This is a genomic window from Limosilactobacillus pontis (assembly GCF_002940945.1).
Taxonomy (GTDB): domain Bacteria; phylum Bacillota; class Bacilli; order Lactobacillales; family Lactobacillaceae; genus Limosilactobacillus; species Limosilactobacillus pontis_A.
Genome location: NZ_PNFV01000001.1, coordinates 119,302 through 134,805, shown reverse-complemented (window position 1 = coordinate 134,805; position 15,504 = coordinate 119,302). Strand labels below are relative to the sequence as shown.

At 50.4% G+C, this 15,504-nt stretch carries 16 protein-coding genes and 1 other annotated feature; of the genes, 12 read left to right on the top strand and 4 right to left on the bottom strand.

What is annotated here, in order from left to right:
* Positions 1–7 precede the first annotated feature (7 nt).
* From CK797_RS00645 to msrA, 8 genes are all read left to right on the top strand, one after another.
* Positions 8–775, top strand: a complete 768-nt coding sequence (locus tag CK797_RS00645) for a macro domain-containing protein (protein ID WP_104687898.1) — start codon at positions 8–10, stop codon at positions 773–775.
* Between the two features lie 31 nt (positions 776–806).
* The gene (locus CK797_RS00640; RefSeq protein ID WP_104687897.1) at positions 807–2,246 is read left to right on the top strand and encodes a nuclease-related domain-containing protein; all 1,440 of its coding nucleotides are present in this window, start codon (positions 807–809) and stop codon (positions 2,244–2,246) included.
* 271 nt (positions 2,247–2,517) lie between these two features.
* Positions 2,518–3,024, top strand: a complete 507-nt coding sequence (locus CK797_RS00635; protein WP_104687896.1) for a cupin domain-containing protein — start codon at positions 2,518–2,520, stop codon at positions 3,022–3,024.
* Between the two features lie 217 nt (positions 3,025–3,241).
* Complete coding sequence (locus CK797_RS00630) at positions 3,242–4,561, top strand: AAA family ATPase (RefSeq protein WP_104687895.1); 1,320 nt, start codon at positions 3,242–3,244, stop codon at positions 4,559–4,561.
* Complete coding sequence (locus CK797_RS09135; protein WP_225364998.1) at positions 4,527–4,751, top strand: hypothetical protein; 225 nt, start codon at positions 4,527–4,529, stop codon at positions 4,749–4,751. Before CK797_RS00630 ends, CK797_RS09135 begins: the two co-directional genes overlap by 35 nt.
* Entirely contained in the window at positions 4,742–5,119 is a 378-nt protein-coding gene (locus CK797_RS09130; RefSeq protein WP_225365004.1) for an RloB family protein, read from the top strand. Before CK797_RS09135 ends, CK797_RS09130 begins: the two co-directional genes overlap by 10 nt.
* A gap of 84 nt (positions 5,120–5,203) precedes the next feature.
* Positions 5,204–5,444, top strand: a binding site (T-box leader).
* 62 nt (positions 5,445–5,506) lie between these two features.
* Positions 5,507–6,358 (top strand): MetQ/NlpA family ABC transporter substrate-binding protein, encoded by an 852-nt coding sequence (locus CK797_RS00620; protein ID WP_104687894.1) that lies wholly within the window; start codon positions 5,507–5,509, stop codon positions 6,356–6,358.
* A gap of 12 nt (positions 6,359–6,370) precedes the next feature.
* Complete coding sequence (gene msrA, locus CK797_RS00615; protein WP_104687893.1) at positions 6,371–6,895, top strand: peptide-methionine (S)-S-oxide reductase MsrA; 525 nt, start codon at positions 6,371–6,373, stop codon at positions 6,893–6,895.
* Between the two features lie 81 nt (positions 6,896–6,976).
* On the opposite strand, the gene CK797_RS00610 is transcribed toward msrA, so the two are convergent.
* Positions 6,977–9,871, bottom strand: coding sequence for a YfhO family protein (locus CK797_RS00610; RefSeq protein ID WP_104687892.1), 2,895 nt, complete (start codon positions 9,869–9,871; stop codon positions 6,977–6,979).
* 102 nt (positions 9,872–9,973) lie between these two features.
* Entirely contained in the window at positions 9,974–10,723 is a 750-nt protein-coding gene (locus CK797_RS00605; RefSeq protein WP_104687891.1) for a potassium channel family protein, read from the bottom strand.
* A gap of 248 nt (positions 10,724–10,971) precedes the next feature.
* On the opposite strand from CK797_RS00605, the gene CK797_RS00600 reads away from it, so the two are divergent.
* Positions 10,972–11,484, top strand: coding sequence for a hypothetical protein (locus CK797_RS00600; protein ID WP_104687890.1), 513 nt, complete (start codon positions 10,972–10,974; stop codon positions 11,482–11,484).
* A gap of 30 nt (positions 11,485–11,514) precedes the next feature.
* A complete protein-coding gene (locus CK797_RS00595; RefSeq protein ID WP_104687889.1) occupies positions 11,515–11,781 on the top strand; it encodes a hypothetical protein in 267 nt (88 codons plus the stop codon).
* Positions 11,782–11,976: 195 nt separating this feature from the next.
* On the opposite strand, the gene CK797_RS00590 is transcribed toward CK797_RS00595, so the two are convergent.
* Positions 11,977–12,471, bottom strand: a complete 495-nt coding sequence (locus tag CK797_RS00590; RefSeq protein WP_104687888.1) for a hypothetical protein — start codon at positions 12,469–12,471, stop codon at positions 11,977–11,979.
* Positions 12,472–12,753: 282 nt separating this feature from the next.
* Between CK797_RS00590 and CK797_RS00585 the strand changes: the two genes are divergently transcribed.
* Complete coding sequence (locus CK797_RS00585; protein ID WP_104687887.1) at positions 12,754–14,094, top strand: APC family permease; 1,341 nt, start codon at positions 12,754–12,756, stop codon at positions 14,092–14,094.
* Between the two features lie 337 nt (positions 14,095–14,431).
* Positions 14,432–14,680, top strand: a complete 249-nt coding sequence (locus CK797_RS00580) for a hypothetical protein (protein ID WP_104687886.1) — start codon at positions 14,432–14,434, stop codon at positions 14,678–14,680.
* On the opposite strand, the gene CK797_RS00575 is transcribed toward CK797_RS00580, so the two are convergent.
* Positions 14,677–15,489 (bottom strand): Cof-type HAD-IIB family hydrolase, encoded by an 813-nt coding sequence (locus tag CK797_RS00575; RefSeq protein ID WP_104687885.1) that lies wholly within the window; start codon positions 15,487–15,489, stop codon positions 14,677–14,679. The genes CK797_RS00580 and CK797_RS00575 overlap by 4 nt on opposite strands.
* Positions 15,490–15,504: the final 15 nt, after the last annotated feature.

Sequence of the window (15,504 nt, the reverse complement as noted above, 5' to 3'; positions counted from 1 at the left end):
AGTGAACGTGATTATCTATACTGATACCAACCTATTCCTTTCACCAGCGCAGACCCTGGTGAACACGGTTAATACCGTTGGCGTGATGGGACGGGGGATTGCCAAGGACTTTAAACATTACTACCCCCGGATGTTTGAACATTACCGGACCATCTGCCGAGCCCACCAGCTAGACGTGGGGCAACTGATCCTGAGCAAGGAGGAGCCGGTATTATGGCGGCGCAAGCCCACGGGGCAGCAACGGGAGCGCTGGGTCCTGAATTTCCCGACGAAACGCCACTGGCGGGCTAAGTCAAAGCTCGACTATGTAGAAAACGGTCTGGAAAAATTTGTCAAGACCTATGCGCAGCGCGGCATTAAGTCGGTGTCCTTTCCCCAGCTTGGGGTTGGCAATGGGGGCCTCAAGTGGCCGGTGGTCCAAGAGATGATGGAAGACTACCTTGGCTCGCTTGATATCCCGGTCTATATCCATATCTACCATCCCCATACTGACCATTATGATCAGGATGATAAGAAGGCCATCGAGGCGAACCTCAATGTTGCCCATGATGCCTGGCGTCAGTGTGAAGCGGTCCTGGCTGCTGGTTTTGACCAGGACCCGAATGTGAACGTCGATGGGGTAGTGCTGCCGGGAAATGAGACCTATGATCGGGCCCAGGCACTGGCAGGAACCAAGGAACTGCGCCTGATTGACCAGGAACGTCCGGCTATTTGGCTGCAAAGGGATAGTCATTCCGCCGAGCCGCAGGTTGAGCAGCTGGAACTTGATATATAATGTTCTCGCCTTTAGAAACGGAAGGATCCAGATGAGTTTTAACCATCATAATGAACCACAGATCATTATCGACGGCCGGGTGGTAGACGTCACGGAACTGGTCAAGCGGTATCACCAGCTGGATCGGCGGCTAACCCAGACTGAGCAGCGGGTCGCTCAACTGCAGGAGCAGCTTGAAGCCTTGCAGGGGCGGAGTGGTGCGACGGGCGCCCCGGCTTCTCGAGAGAAACTGATTGATCGCTATTATCGGGTGGTCGAGGCGGTCCTTGGCGACTACCAGACCCAGGTTGCTACATTGCAGCGGCAGCTGACCGCCTGCCTGTCCGGCAACGGTCAGACCGAGTTTCTCCAGCTAGCGGCCCATACCATGTCACCGAGCAGCTACCAGAAGATGTTTTTGGAGCGCAATCAGCAGTTAGTTCGCTACCAGCACCAAACGGAGGCGGACAGCCACGATGAATTGGACGGTGTCCGCTACTGGGGCAACCTTGTCGACCAGTATCGGGATGTCCTGACCTGTCTTCTGGAAAAGAATCACAACGTTCACCGTGATTTCAGGCATGCCTACCACTATGCTAAGTCAACTGTCCAGCGGATTAGGGAGCGTAAGCCGGCCTACCTGTCTGACCAGAACGTTATGGACCTGCGTACGATCTACGGTGGGATCAAAGATGCAGCGGCCTATCATGATGAGCTGAAGCGGTTTTACAATCAGGCGGGGCTCACGCTCAAGGGAGTCGCTGGCGAGCGCCTGGTTAAAAGCGTCGTCAAGGCCGATGCCAACAGCCGGGTGCTGACCAGCCTCAACCTGCCTTACGCATACCACAATGGCACGGAGAACAGCAACCAGATCGACTGCATCGTGGTCAACCAGAAGGGGATCTTTGTCCTGGAGATCAAGAACTACACGGCTGACACGATTGGCATCGATCAAGATGGCAGGATTGTGACCGAACGAGGCGGCCGAACCTTTCGGGGTAGCAGGATTGCTCGCCAGGGGCAGTTCCACTATAATGCGGTTCTGGAGGCCCTGGCGGCTGATGAGGAGGTCAAGCCAGCCCTTAAATATCTCAGGCGCCAACTTCACGTTCTTTATATCTCAGCCAACCCGCAGACTAAGATCATGTCGGTCTTACCAGGTGCCAACCATCACTACCGCTTCTTGAGTCTAGCAGGGTTGCGCCAGTACATCGATGGCACCAATGGCCAGCTGCGGCCCGCCCTTGTTCAGGCCGTGGTTGAGGCCATTGATAGCCGCCAGCAGGCCGAGAAGACCTATGGATATCTTTGCTTCCCTGCGGATCCGGCCAAGCGGGCTCGGCTGGCTTGGCAGCAGTATAGGGTCATGTCCAAACTGCTTAAGCTCCGGCTCGATGACTTTGTGGACCGTCGTGACCCGGATGTTCGGCAAAAATTAGCCAAGGCTGGTTTGCGGACGTGTGACGGTTATGTGACCAGCAAGCCGCATTAAGATATAATAAACTTAGGAAACTAGGATAGGGAGTGGCTTTTATGGACAAGAAGAAGATTCTTCACCAGCTGTGGAACCTGTTGCAACTGTGCATTGCAGTCCTGTTGTTGTACTATATCGTTAACTATCTGGATATGCTGATTAAGTAAGTAGAAGGCAACCGCGGTTGATGGACTGCGGTTGCCTTTTTATGATGGCTTTTATTTTTACGAACAAAATCACCAATAAGATGATATAATGTTCATATTAATCTAAGGAGGGAATCGGCCCGATGAACAAGACTGACTACATCAACTATCTTCACCTTCAGCCGCATCCAGAAGGGGGCTGGTACCGGCAGGTTTATCATAGTGCTGATACCTTTATGCCCGCCACAGTGGGCAGGGAGCGTTACTACTACACGTCGATCTATTTCCTACTAGATACCAGCTCGCCATCGCACTTTCACCGTCTGAAACATGATGAGCTATGGTATTACCATGCTGGTGACCCGATCACGATCTACACCCTCTATCCGAATGGTTCGGCTAATCAGGTAATCCTTGGCCCCAATTTGGCTCAGGGCGAACAGCTTCAGTACCGGGTATCAGCCGGCGTGATCTTCGGTTCCGCAGTCAACGCGTCAGGGTTTAGCCTGGTCAGTTGTGCTGTAGCCCCGGGCTTTGACTACCACGACTTTGAAATCTTCGACCAGCAGACCCTTTTGGCCAAGTACCCTCAGAACTGTGATGTGATCGAAAGGCTCGCCTACAAGACGATTCCCGACAACCAGCAGTAGAAAGAACAGGCTATCCTCGTTTGGGGATAGCTTGTTTTAGTATAAGCATACTGTATTGTATCCCGGACCTGCTCTGACATTGGGCTAGTAAATCAATAGATGGCAAGGCAGATGAATAAAAATACCCAATTGTAATATTACAGTTTTGCTTAAGATCACAAAAATATGTGATCTTAAGCTTTATATGTTAAAATATAACCCGTAAAGGATGATTATTATGTTGATTGATTTTACTATTAAAAATTTCCGATCATTTAAGGACGAAGCAGATCTTTCGGCTGAAACCGGAGCAAGGCTAACTAAATATAAGCAGACTAATACCTTTAGTAGCCTTAAGGTTCCCGTTTTAAAAAGTCTATTGATATTTGGACCCAATGGTGCCGGTAAGTCACAGCTTTTTAACGCACTTTTTTTGATGCGCCAAATGGTATTAAATGGTGGTGCCCAGACGATAACGCAGCAATTGCCCTATAATCCTTTTAAATTTGATCATGAAAGCAGCCAGCAGCCGACTACTTTTACCGTTAAGTTTGAAAGAGGGAAAACAGTATACGAATATTCTTTTTCATATGATAGCGAAGCAATTACAGCGGAGAAGTTAGTAGTATTCAACACTCGAAAAGCGCGGGTATATTTTAATATTGTAAATAATGAGGTTGTAGAAATCGATCCACAGCTTGAAAACCCTGGGAAAAGGTTACGGAGAAATGCCCTTTTCCTATACGTTGCTCAGCAGGAGAACGATTTGGTGGCAGCTGAAGTCTACAAGTGGTTCGCCCAGGATCTTGTTTTCATTAAACCTGATGAAGGGGTGCCTGCTCAATTCTTAACCCTGATGGATAACGCGGAGCTTAAGCGTGAGATGGTCAGTTTCCTAAACTTCGCTGACTTTAATATTTCTGATATTACTATTAGAAAGGTTCCACTGAATATTCCGCCGGAGTTAGTAAAGATGATGGGGCAGTTGGGTTCACCCAAAGCACCGCAATCAACCCTTCAACTTTATACTATTCATAAATCATATGATGAATATGGTAATGTTATTGGTTCTGAGGAGCTGCCTTTGTACGATGAATCGGTTGGGACACAGAAACTTTTTGTCATTGTGTTGGCAATGATTTTTTCTCAAATCCACCACAATGGGAAAACAATCTTGATAGATGAATTTGATGATTCACTTCACTACGAATTATCGAGTGCTTTGGTAAAGATTTTTAACTCGGTTGAGAATAATAACCAATATATTATCACTACCCACAATTTTAACCTGTTAGATGCAGGAATTCGTGTTGATCAGATTTACTTTGTAGAGAAGAACTTCATGGGACAAAGTGACCTGAAGTCGGCCTTTGATTTCACCGATTCACGGGGCAATGCCCGTCGTGACGCACACTTTGCCAAGAAGTATATTCAGGGGCAGTATGGTGCGATCCCTGTGATTGACACGGACAGTTTGCTTGGAGTATTAGCCGAAGTGAAGAAAGCAATTGGGGCTACGGAAAATGACCAGGAAACGCAAGAAAAACGTTCATATTAAACCAACGATTGGGATCTATTGTGAAGGGCAATCGGAAGAGCAGTATTTTAAGATGCTCTGTCAAAAATACAATGCCGGGAATGTTCACGCTCAACGAATAAAAGTTGATGCTTTGGGGGAATCAGGTAAAAAATTGATTGTTGAGGCGGCTAAAAAGGACGATATTTTCATCAAAACCATATTTACGTAGTTTTTGACTGCGATGAAAAGACAGATGAGGAATTACGGGCTTGTCAAAAATTGGCAAAGAAGCAAAATGTGACGATCCTTTTTAGCAGTATCTGCTTTGAAATTTGGATTCTCATGCACTTTGAGTCAGTAATGAGGGCATACACAAGAAAGCAATTATTTACCAAGTTATCGGGGCCTAATTATTTTGATCAGGATTATATAGCCTTTAAGGGCTCGTCATATCGCCGGTTCATTTATGACCGGGTTGGTTTTGCAATCAAAAATGCTAAAAGATTGTATGCTAGAAATCATGAAATGGCGACTAACAATCCCTATACGGACATTCACCTGGCACTGGGCCGGATCTTTAACCGTAAAATTTTTTAATTAAATTGGTCCTGAACGCTACCTAAAATACCCTAAAAAAGTGTTGACATACTGAAAAGATGACGGTATGATAATCGCAACAAAATTAATATTTGATTAGAGAAGATGAGTAATTACTTATTTTTTGCCCAGAGAGTTACCGTTTTGCTGTAAGGTAATCTAAAAATAGGTTATGAAGATGGTCTTTGAATTCAATGGATGGTGAGCGTGTCGCAAACTATTCACGGGTCAGCCCCCGTTATCACCGCTTCAGTTTGTCAGAACTGGTTGAGGGTACCTTGGTACCGAATTAGGGTGGTAACACGTTCAAAGCAACGTCCCTAGAAGAGTGTAAATGCTCTTCTGGGGGCGTTTTTCTTTTCTAGTCATTAGAGGAGGAGACTCATTATGAAAAGAAAGCGTCGTTCAGGTTTAATCTGGTGGATCATCATTGCAGTCGTTGTTGTTGGCGGCATTGTGGGCTTTATCCACCAACGTTTTGCCCAAACCAAAACAACGACGGTTCGGCTGGGCCTGGTCGGTACCGACTCACAGCCAGTCTGGGACAATGTCAAAAAGCGGCTTGCCAAGGAAGGCATTAACATCAAGTACGTGACCTTCAATGACTATGTCCAACCGGATGTTGCCCTTAAGGATGGTAAGATTGACATGCATTCCTGCCTGACCCGTTACTACTTTGATTCATATAACAAAAAGGAGCATGCTCACCTAACTTCGATTGGTAACACAGTCATTTCACCACTGGGGATTTACTCTAAGAATTACAAGAACATCAAGGACTTGCCGGATGGGGCCACCATCGCGATCCCAAACGAGCCGACAACCCTAGGACGGGGATTGAATGTCCTGCAATCTGCGGGATTGATCAAGGTTAAGAAGGGCTCTGGCATCAAGCCTTCCCTTCAGGACATCACGGCTAACCCGAAGAACCTTAAGTTCAAGGAGGTTGATCCGGCAACGGCAGCCCGGGCCCTTGATTCAGTCGATGCCTCAATCATCAATGGTAATTACGCCCAAGCTGCTAACCTTAACCCGAAGAAGGATTCAATCTACCTTGAACCGGTTAACAAGGCAGCTAAACCATACGTCAACATCATCGCGGTTCAGGAAAAGGATAAGGATAACAAGGTTTATCAGAAGGTCGTTAAGGCTTACCAAACTGAGGAAACGAAGCGCGCGATTGATAAGACTTACAAGGGTTCCCAACAAGCGGCATGGCCAATCTATGGTCGAAACTAAGGAGGAGTTAAAATGAGTTTTGATACTGCAATTTTTGCTGGTGGATGTTTCTGGTGCATGGTTCAACCGTTCGACACCTATCCCGGAATTGAAAAGGTAGAGTCCGGATATACCGGTGGTCATGTTCCTAACCCCACTTATGAGCAGGTTAAGTCTGGCAAGACTGGTCATACCGAGGCCGTTAGGATCACTTTTGACCCAGATAAGATTTCTTACAAAGAACTTGTGGAGATCTACTGGCACCAGACTGATCCCACGGATGCCAGCGGCCAGTTTCAGGACCGCGGTGATAACTACCGGACGGTCATCTTCGTTGCAAATGAAAAGCAACGCCAGATTGCTGAGGAATCCAAGCGGCACTTACAGGAGAGCAGCTTGTTCGGCGATGCCAAGATTGTGACCAAGATTGAGGACGTCCAACCGTTCTACCTTGCCGAGGATTACCACCAGGATTTTTACAAGAAAAATCCAGAACGATATGCCGCTCAGGAAGCTGGTGGTCGTGAACAATTTAAAAAGGAACATTGGGATAACTAAAAGGCGGCTACTAGTCCGTGTGATTGGTATTTGAAAACATCCCCGCTCCTGGTTAAAAACCAGGGGCGGGGATGTTTTTGCCTATTTGCGTTGGCGTTGTCGAATAATTACGGTGACCATCACGGCTCCGGCAGTCCAGACCAAGCCGACCAGGGAGATCACGGCCCCGGCACGCAGGCCTGGCGTCTGGTAACTAAAGACGACACGGTGGGTCCCCCGCGGCAGGTAGACGCCGAGGAAGGCCTGGTTGGTTCGAACAGTCTTGGCAGGGTGGCCATTGACCGTGACCCGCCAGCCGCTGGAGTACGGAATCGAGGAGGTCAGGACCCCGGCGCGCGGTGTTGTGATCCGTCCTTGGACCTGGTTGCGGTCGAACTTGAGGCCGGTCAGGGCATGACGCTGGATGGCCCGGACCTCACGGGTGTAATTGCCGTCGAGTTTCTCGGCAACCACCCGGTACTTCAATTCATAGTTTCCCAGCTTTGACGGCTTGAAGGTCAGCTTTCGGGGCAGGTTGCCATCGTAATAGCCGATGTTCAGGGTACCGTTGGTGACGTGCTTGAAGAGCGAGAGGACATTCTGCTTGGCCTGGGTAACGCTGGCGGTTCCAAAGCGGCTGAAGTAGTCCAAACGGAAGGAGATATCTGGCGATCCGTTCAGGACGTGGTAGCGCCAGTAGCGGTACTTGTTGAAGCGCTGGTTGAAGACACTGCCCGGGTTATCGTTGGCCATCGTTGCCCGGTGGGCCATGTCGTATTGGATCTGCTCCTTCATGGTGAAGGGAGTGTACTTGATTTTACTGAATTCGATATGGAGCTCGCTGCTCCGGACCCGCTGGCGAAAGGCCTTGGACTGCATCTGGGGGAACTGGAGCTGGTATTTCTCACCACTGTCGACGTACTTGAGCTTGGCTGGATCGACCCTATTGAAGCGGTTGGAAACCAGGATGCTCTTGGTCGGGATGACGGTCGAATGGAGCTTGGCCGGTCGCATCCCGGCCGTGGACCCATCGACGACGACCCCGCTGGCCAGAGCCCGTTCTCGCTCCGTCGGTGACAGCTTCCGGTATTGGGCCTGGCTGATGTAGCGATCCTGCCAGTAGAGCAGGGGGAAGGCGTTCTTAGTCTTGTAGCGCTCGGTCTGGATCGGGATCAGCTGGTCTTTGCTGGTGGCAGAGCTGGGCTGGCCGACGTCATAGTTGATAATCGGCTGGCTGGTCTTGTCGAGAAAATAGCCAGCTGGCAATTTGTCAGCATTTTTCCCGTTGCTCTGAACGAAGAGGTAGCGGACACCGAAGAAGTTATTCATCACCGTCCGGTCGTCGGCCTGGCGGATCGGGATGTTGGCCTGGTACTGGTTGTTCTGCAGGTCGGTGTTGAACTGGCCGAGGTACTTGTTCTGCAGGGAGTAGTAAGAGTCGATGTTGTGCAGGCCCGAGGTCAGGTCATTGTCGAGGTTGGGTCCGGCGATGATCTGGTTTTGGCTGATCGTTGAAACCCGGTAGGCCGGGGTTCGACTCAATCCCTGATCCAAGCCGCCGTAACGGTTGGCAGTGATGGCTTGGTACTCGCCCCGCGACAGCATCTTATCGGTAAAGTCTCCCTTGTAAGGGAAGGCGGCGTAGATGGCGTTGAAACCAGCGTTGAGCAGAACAATCGCCAGCAGCCAGCGGTCTGGAAAACGAGTTTTATGGAAGTTGGTCAGCCAGAGGGCCATCAGAGAGACGATCAAGAAGAGGACCGGCATGAAGATGTCGTCGTTGTTGGCAAAGTAGAAGGTAGCGACCAGGACCGCCAGGTAGACGATCGTTGCCACGTTGAGGATCCAGAGGGTGTGACGGGAAAATTGCGGGGCATCCTGGGCGAGGATACAGACTGCCATTGCCAGTGGCAGGTAGATCAACAGCGTCCAGCGGTTAGAGGCCGACATCATCCCGTTGAAGAAGGCGCCGACCGCCGGAATCAGGAGCATCACCAGGGACAGGCCAAGACTGATGGTCAGTAGGGGGTACCTGCGGGGACGGGAGTAGATGTAGACCAGGGCCAAGAAGCCGATTGAGACCACCCCAAGGGCCGTCCAGTACATGAAGTACCACTGGCCCCCATTGATCAGCTGCTTGGGCAGGAAGAGGTAGTAGTAGAGCGGGTAGACCTTCAGCCCGTTGGCAAAGAGGGCTCCGGTCCGGGTCGAGTTGGCGACAGCGAGGAGCTCAGGAACCAGGAGCACGGCCGATACCATGAGGCTGGTGATGGTGGCAAAGGCTAATTTGCCCAGTGTCCGCAGGTAGTCCAAACGGGTCCGGTAGCGGGTTGCTACCCGCAGAACCAGGTAGGCTAGGGCACCGATGCCGAGGACAAAGGCTAGGTAGTAGTTGCTGACCAGCATCCAGGTGAAGGCCCCGGTCAGCGGCCAGGCTGAACCACCCTGCAGGACCCGTTCAATCTGGACAACAATCAGCGGGAAGAGGATGAAGGGGGTCGTGAAGAAGGGCTGGGCAACCGCGGCGTAGAGGAGAAAGGCGTTGACCGTGTAGGCAACCGTCCCGATCAGGATGACCTGGTTACGAAGGTTGAAATGTTGGGCAAAGTAGACGAAGGCCAGCCCAACGCAGTACATTCGGATCATTCCGATCACCTGGTAGGCCAGGGTCATCTTAGCGGCCGGGAAGAGGAGAGCCAGGTAGGCGAAGACGTCGCCGATGGTGTAGTAGGAGTAGACCTGGAAGGTATCAGTTCCCAGCCCCATCTGCCAGGACCAGAACGTCAGCCGGCCGGGATGGTGGAGAAAATCGATCAGGGCTGCCCGGTACTTGACCAACAAGGGGAGGTGCTGGTTGAGGGCGTCTTTGCTGAGGATGAAAGTGTGCCCGGTTACCAGGTAGGTCCCGAAGATGCAGGCCGCCAGGAAGACGAACATGACGGTGTATTCCAGATAGAGTTTGGGCAGGCCATGACGGCGGGTGAATGAAAAGTCCATGATTGCTCCTTGAAAACGTGATTATCAAATACTAGTATTTTAGCATCTTAGCGGTGCGAACGCCGAAAAAATCCGCCGGGCGGTTCGGCCTGACGGTACTGACTATTTATCCTCGTGCCGGTCGTCCTGCTGGGTGTGGGCGATTAGGAGACGTTTGATCTCCGTGAGCTCGGCGTGGAGCTGGTGGTTCTCGGCTTCCAGACGATCCAGCTGTTTGCTCATCTCGGCCTCGTCCTCTTTGGCGAAGAACTCGGTGATCGTTCCCGTCAGCATCCCGATGAAGCCGATCCCCAGCAGCATCAGGATGACAGCGGCGCCCCGGCCAATTCCGGTCTTGGGGATAACGTCGCCGTAGCCGATGGTCGTAGCAGTGGTGATAGCCCACCAGAGGGCGGTTTGGTAGGAAACCTTTTCAGAGATACAGAACATCGCAGCGGTCACCAGGATCACGGCGATACTAATGTAGAGGTAATAGACCAGCTCGTTACGCTTGAAAAAGGAGGCCAGCCGCCCGGTGAAGCCGATCAGGCGGAGAATCCGAAAGAGCTTGAGCATGCGAAGGGTTTCACCGATCTGGGCGATCCGAAAGAAGAAAAACAAGGAGCTGGCCGGGATGATCGAGAGCAGGTCGAAGATATGATGCTTGAAGAAGGTCTTCTTGTCGTCGGCCAGGTACAACCTGGTGAAGTAATCGACGGTGAAGATCAGCCAGATCCCGTTGTCGATCAGGTTGTAGGGGTAGGTATCGATGTTGATGTCCTTGGCATAGTATCCCAGCAGCATGATAATTGAGATGATTGCGAGGATCGCAATGATGACTTGATAGATAATATAAGTAAGTTTGTGTTGCACGATTTGCACCACTTTTCCGCAGTTAAATTTAGTTTCTGTATCAATGATAGTATAATTAGGGTGAATACTGTAGTAAATTTTAATCCTTTGGCCCAGAAAACTTTGGCCGTTCGCTTTTCAAATATTATAATGTAGTGACAGGCTAGCTTCTAGTGCATATAAACGAAAGCTGGCGTTGCTGCCATCTTAGGCGCGCCGGACAGGACGCCGAGCGGCTCAATTGCCAACCTAAAGAGATGAGGAACAAGATGCTTAACAAGAGTGACTTACAATTGATTGAATCCGAACTGATCGCCATGGAGGAGCCCTACCTGGCGACGCTGGCCAACGATATTCACGCCAATCCGAACGAACTGTTGGCGGTCCATGCCGGGCAGAGTTTCGTAACCAGTCTCAGCCTGAGTGTTCTCCAGCGGATCAACGCCTACTTCCAGGATTTTCCGCCCTTCAACAGTGCCACTGGGGAGGTCATTGACGACCTCAACGAGCTGCGGCTGAGTTGTGACTACCGTCATGTCCGTGACCTCCTCCAGCAGGAGATCATGAAATATAACTTCTATCACGATGCCGACCTGGATGCCTATAGCCCAATTTGGATCGAGCGGGACAGCCAGACTGCCCCGGGTGAAGGCTATCGGGCGATTGTCAACTTCTACCTGCCGGCACTCGGTGGGGTACCACAGTCGGAGACCACCCTGTACGAGAGCCTGGTTGGTGACGTGATGACCGAGATGGCAATCATGGGCTGGCAGTTTGACTAGGACTTATAATGGAAACGGGGGATGATGAATATGAATAAGACGTTCATGAGCGGTTATTACCAAGGAGTCATTGAGGTGGCGCCGGCATCGCTGTCCGCCGCCAAGGTTGAGGAGCTGGCGGTAACGATGACCATCCAGCACCTCCGTCACGCCGGGGTGTCCATCACCACGATCCATGATTTCCTGATCGATGACCTCCACGCCGATACCCGCCTGGTCAATCGCTACATTAATTGCGATGCCGACCAGCTGGAGACTGCTCAAGCCCGCATCCTGGCGGGGGCCTTTGCTGGCTGAGTTGTGCTGTGGGGTTATTTTACTTTGAAAAGGGAAACGAAAGATGGTCTATGCCCTTCCGTCTAAGGCATGACCATCTTTCGTGGGTTATTTTGCTGGAGTGATGTTTAAAGTAAAAAATCTATACTCAGCATCAGCTACCCTTATTTTAATAATTTAATGGTGCTATTTAGTTACCCAAAGTGAAGTGAGATTCTACCTGTGAAACTCGTGATCGTGTAATGAACCATTACGGCCAAATTCATCACGAGTGTTTCCCCCGTACTTATCCGTTGTAATGGTGTGATAGTTACCATCATCCCCTAAAGCCCGATGATTATAGCGTGGCTCATCATTTTGACTTAAATAGCCGGTATTGTTAGAATATCGCTTCTTAATATCTTCACCAGATTCATGAGGGAAAATCTTACTGAAGAACGATAAGCCACGGCTGTGATTACCAATCCAAACGGCGCAAACGGCAAAAACAATTGTATAAAAAAGATCTTCAATGTCATACCATAAGTTAGCAAAAAAGTTTTTAATGTTAATGTAAGTACCAATAATTAATGCTTTACACCATAAGTAGGTATCGACAATAAGATGTAATAGCCACTTACCAATAAAGAAGGCAGCCAGTATAACTAACACCCAAAAGATAATTACTTTAATGGTATCAGCAAATGAAGAACTATGCTCATCGTCTCTCATATAAATCCTCCCTAACTTCATAAACAAATTAATTGTAGTACAGAGACGCTGAAATGGCTAGTTGTTAAAATAGCGATAATTTTGAAAGAGCAAGTCCCTGTTAATTCAATGTTGCTAAGAAGGCTCAGGCACGGCTCGTGATAGGGAGTGAGGTTAGGGCGTGGTTTAATCTTTTAAGGGATTGGGGTACCTTTTCTATCCTAATCCTTTTTTAATCTTCTCTTAATTAAAGAGATCTGTTACAATAGAAAAATAACATATTAAGAAAAGGATGTGATTAGGATGGAGAAACCACAAAACACGACTGAGGAGCTCAACCGTTCCTTGGGCCTGTGGTCAGCATTATCAATCGTTATTGGAACGATTATCGGTTCCGGAATCTTCTTCAAGCAAGCTTCAGTATTGGATAGTGCGGGTTCCTCCAGCCTAGCACTGCTTGCTTGGATCGTCGGTGGGGTCATTACCTTGACTTCGGGGCTGACCGTCGCCGAGATCGGGTCCCAGATGCCATACACCGGGGGCCTCTACGTTTACATTGAAAATATCTATGGCCGTCTGCTGGGTTTTCTGTCTGGTTGGATGCAGGCAATTGTCTACGGGCCGGCGATTATCGCCGCCGTGGCCGGGTTCATGAGTATTCTGATGACCGAGCTTTTCGGTCTGTCAGCAGCCTGGCGGGTACCGCTGGCGGTGGTGACGATTCTGGCAATCGGGGCGATGAACCTCCTCGACAACCGGGTTGGGGCCGGCTTTTCGATCCTGACGACGGCTGGGAAGCTGATCCCAATTGCGGCCATCATCATCTTCGGTCTCTTCTTCGGGCATGAGGATGCGATCGGGCAGACAGTCAGCCAGGTTCAGCAGTCCAGTGGAAACTTCGGGGTGGCCGTCTTGGCAACCCTGTTCGGCTATGACGGCTGGATCTTAATCGCCAACCTCGGTGGGGAGATGAAGAACCCCCAGAAGCTCCTGCCTAAAGCGATCATCATCGGTATTACGACGGTCCTGGTAATCTACACCTTGATTACCTTCGGGGTCTTCCGCTTCCTGCCGGCCGATAAAATCCACCAGCTGGGCGAAGGGGCGACCGGCTACCTGGCTACTGCAGCCTTCGGTAAGGTTGGTGGCCGCCTGCTGTCAATTGGGATCATCATCTCAATGATGGGGACGATCAACGGGAAGATCATGACCTTCCCCCGAATCGTCTATGCGATGGCTAAGCGCCGCGACCTGCCATTTTCCCGCTACCTGGCCTACGTTACCCCGAAGGCCAAGGAGCCGGTAGTGGCGATCGGTTTCATCATCGCCCTGGCGACGGTCATGATGTGCTTTTTTGATCCTGACCACCTGTCAGACCTCTGCGTCTTCACAGTTTACTGCTTCTATACGCTGGCCTTCTTCGGGATCTTCATCCTGCGCCGGCGGAACCAGGGGCAGGAGCGACCATTCTCGACTCCCCTCTACCCGCTGATTCCTTTGATCTCAATTGCCGGGGGACTTTTCGTGCTGATCAGTGAGATCTTCAATGACCCTTGGGGCGTGGTCCTCTTCATCGGTATTACTGTCCTCGGCCTGCCGGTTCTTTGGGTGGTCAAGGAGATGGATAAGCGCCGTCAAATGTAGAATTTAATTTAGCCTTGCTTGACAGAGCAGGGCTTTTTATTATGGAAACGTTATTTTAATTTACGGCCGGGCCAACTATAATAGGGACATAGCCTGGCGGGGGATGATGGCAACTAAAAAGGCTGGCGAGAAAACAGAGTTTCTCCCAGCCCTTAAATGATAAGTTGTGATAAATAAGGAAGGAGCCATCGATGATTTAATCACCTGGTTCCTCCCGGTAGAAGTATGTTGGCGAAAGCAATTGCAGAATTGCCTTCGGGTCTATTATAACAAAATTTTTATAATAAGTTAGTGCTATATGATAATTCTTTTTTTATATTGAAGAGAGGGTAAAATAATGCGACAAAAAGTTTCAATTGGTCTGGCCATCCTGGGCCTGGCAATCATTGTTTATGCGCTGACCCTGAATGGGCAGAACCGGCTGGCAACGGTCACCCTGGGGGTTATCGTTGCCTGTGGCGGGGGCGTGATGATCCTTGCCAGTGGCCGCTGGTTTCAGGGCCACCGGGCAATCAGCTGGCTGATTACGGTTTTGTTCATTCTGGTCATCATCGGCTACCTGCTGAAGATGACGGTACTGGGCTAGACAGATAATTTAAAGTAGTCCTGGAGGTACTTGGCCAGGCCATCGTGATCGTTGTCGACGGAGGTAACATCGTCGGCAACTTTTTTTATGGCTGGGATAGCGTTTTGCATCGCCACCCCGCGTCCAGCCGCGTCGAGCATCTCCAGGTCGTTGTGCTCATCTCCGAAGGCAATAATGTTGGACTTGCTGATGTTGTACTGTTTGGCGATGTAGTACATTCCCGACTCCTTGTGAGTACCGCGGTGGATCAGCTCCAGAATATGGTACTGACCACCCCAGACCCGGGGCTCCACGAAGTCGCCGTATTTCTCGTTGACGGCCTTGATGATCTCCTGCTCGTGGTCGGGCTGGTACTCGATCGTCAGGGCAATCGGGTTGCCATCGAGGTTGCCAGCAGTTAGCAGCTGGTTCTTAGCCAGCCGGTTGGGCAGAAATTCGGGCAGGTGGTTGCTGGCGTGGTTGGCCCAGACGTGGAACTTATTCTCTACCGTGATCGTGTCAATACCGAGCTGCTGGTGGTGAGCCAGCAGGTCGAGGGCCAGTTCGCGGGTTAATTCGACGTCGTATTCCTTGTCCCAGTGTTCGTGTGGAATGTGGGCCAGGGCCCCGTTGAAATTGACCATCGGTGTCTTGATGCCGATCTGGTCGTAGATCCGCCGGGCAATTCGGTAGGGCCGACCGGTAATGATGCTGACGATATGGCCAGCTTTAGCAGCGGCGCGTAAGGTTTTAATCGTCGCCGCCGTCAATTGGGACTGGTTGTTTAGGGTGGTTCCATCGAGGTCGATGGCAATTAAATGTTGGTTCACAGTTAAGTTCACTTC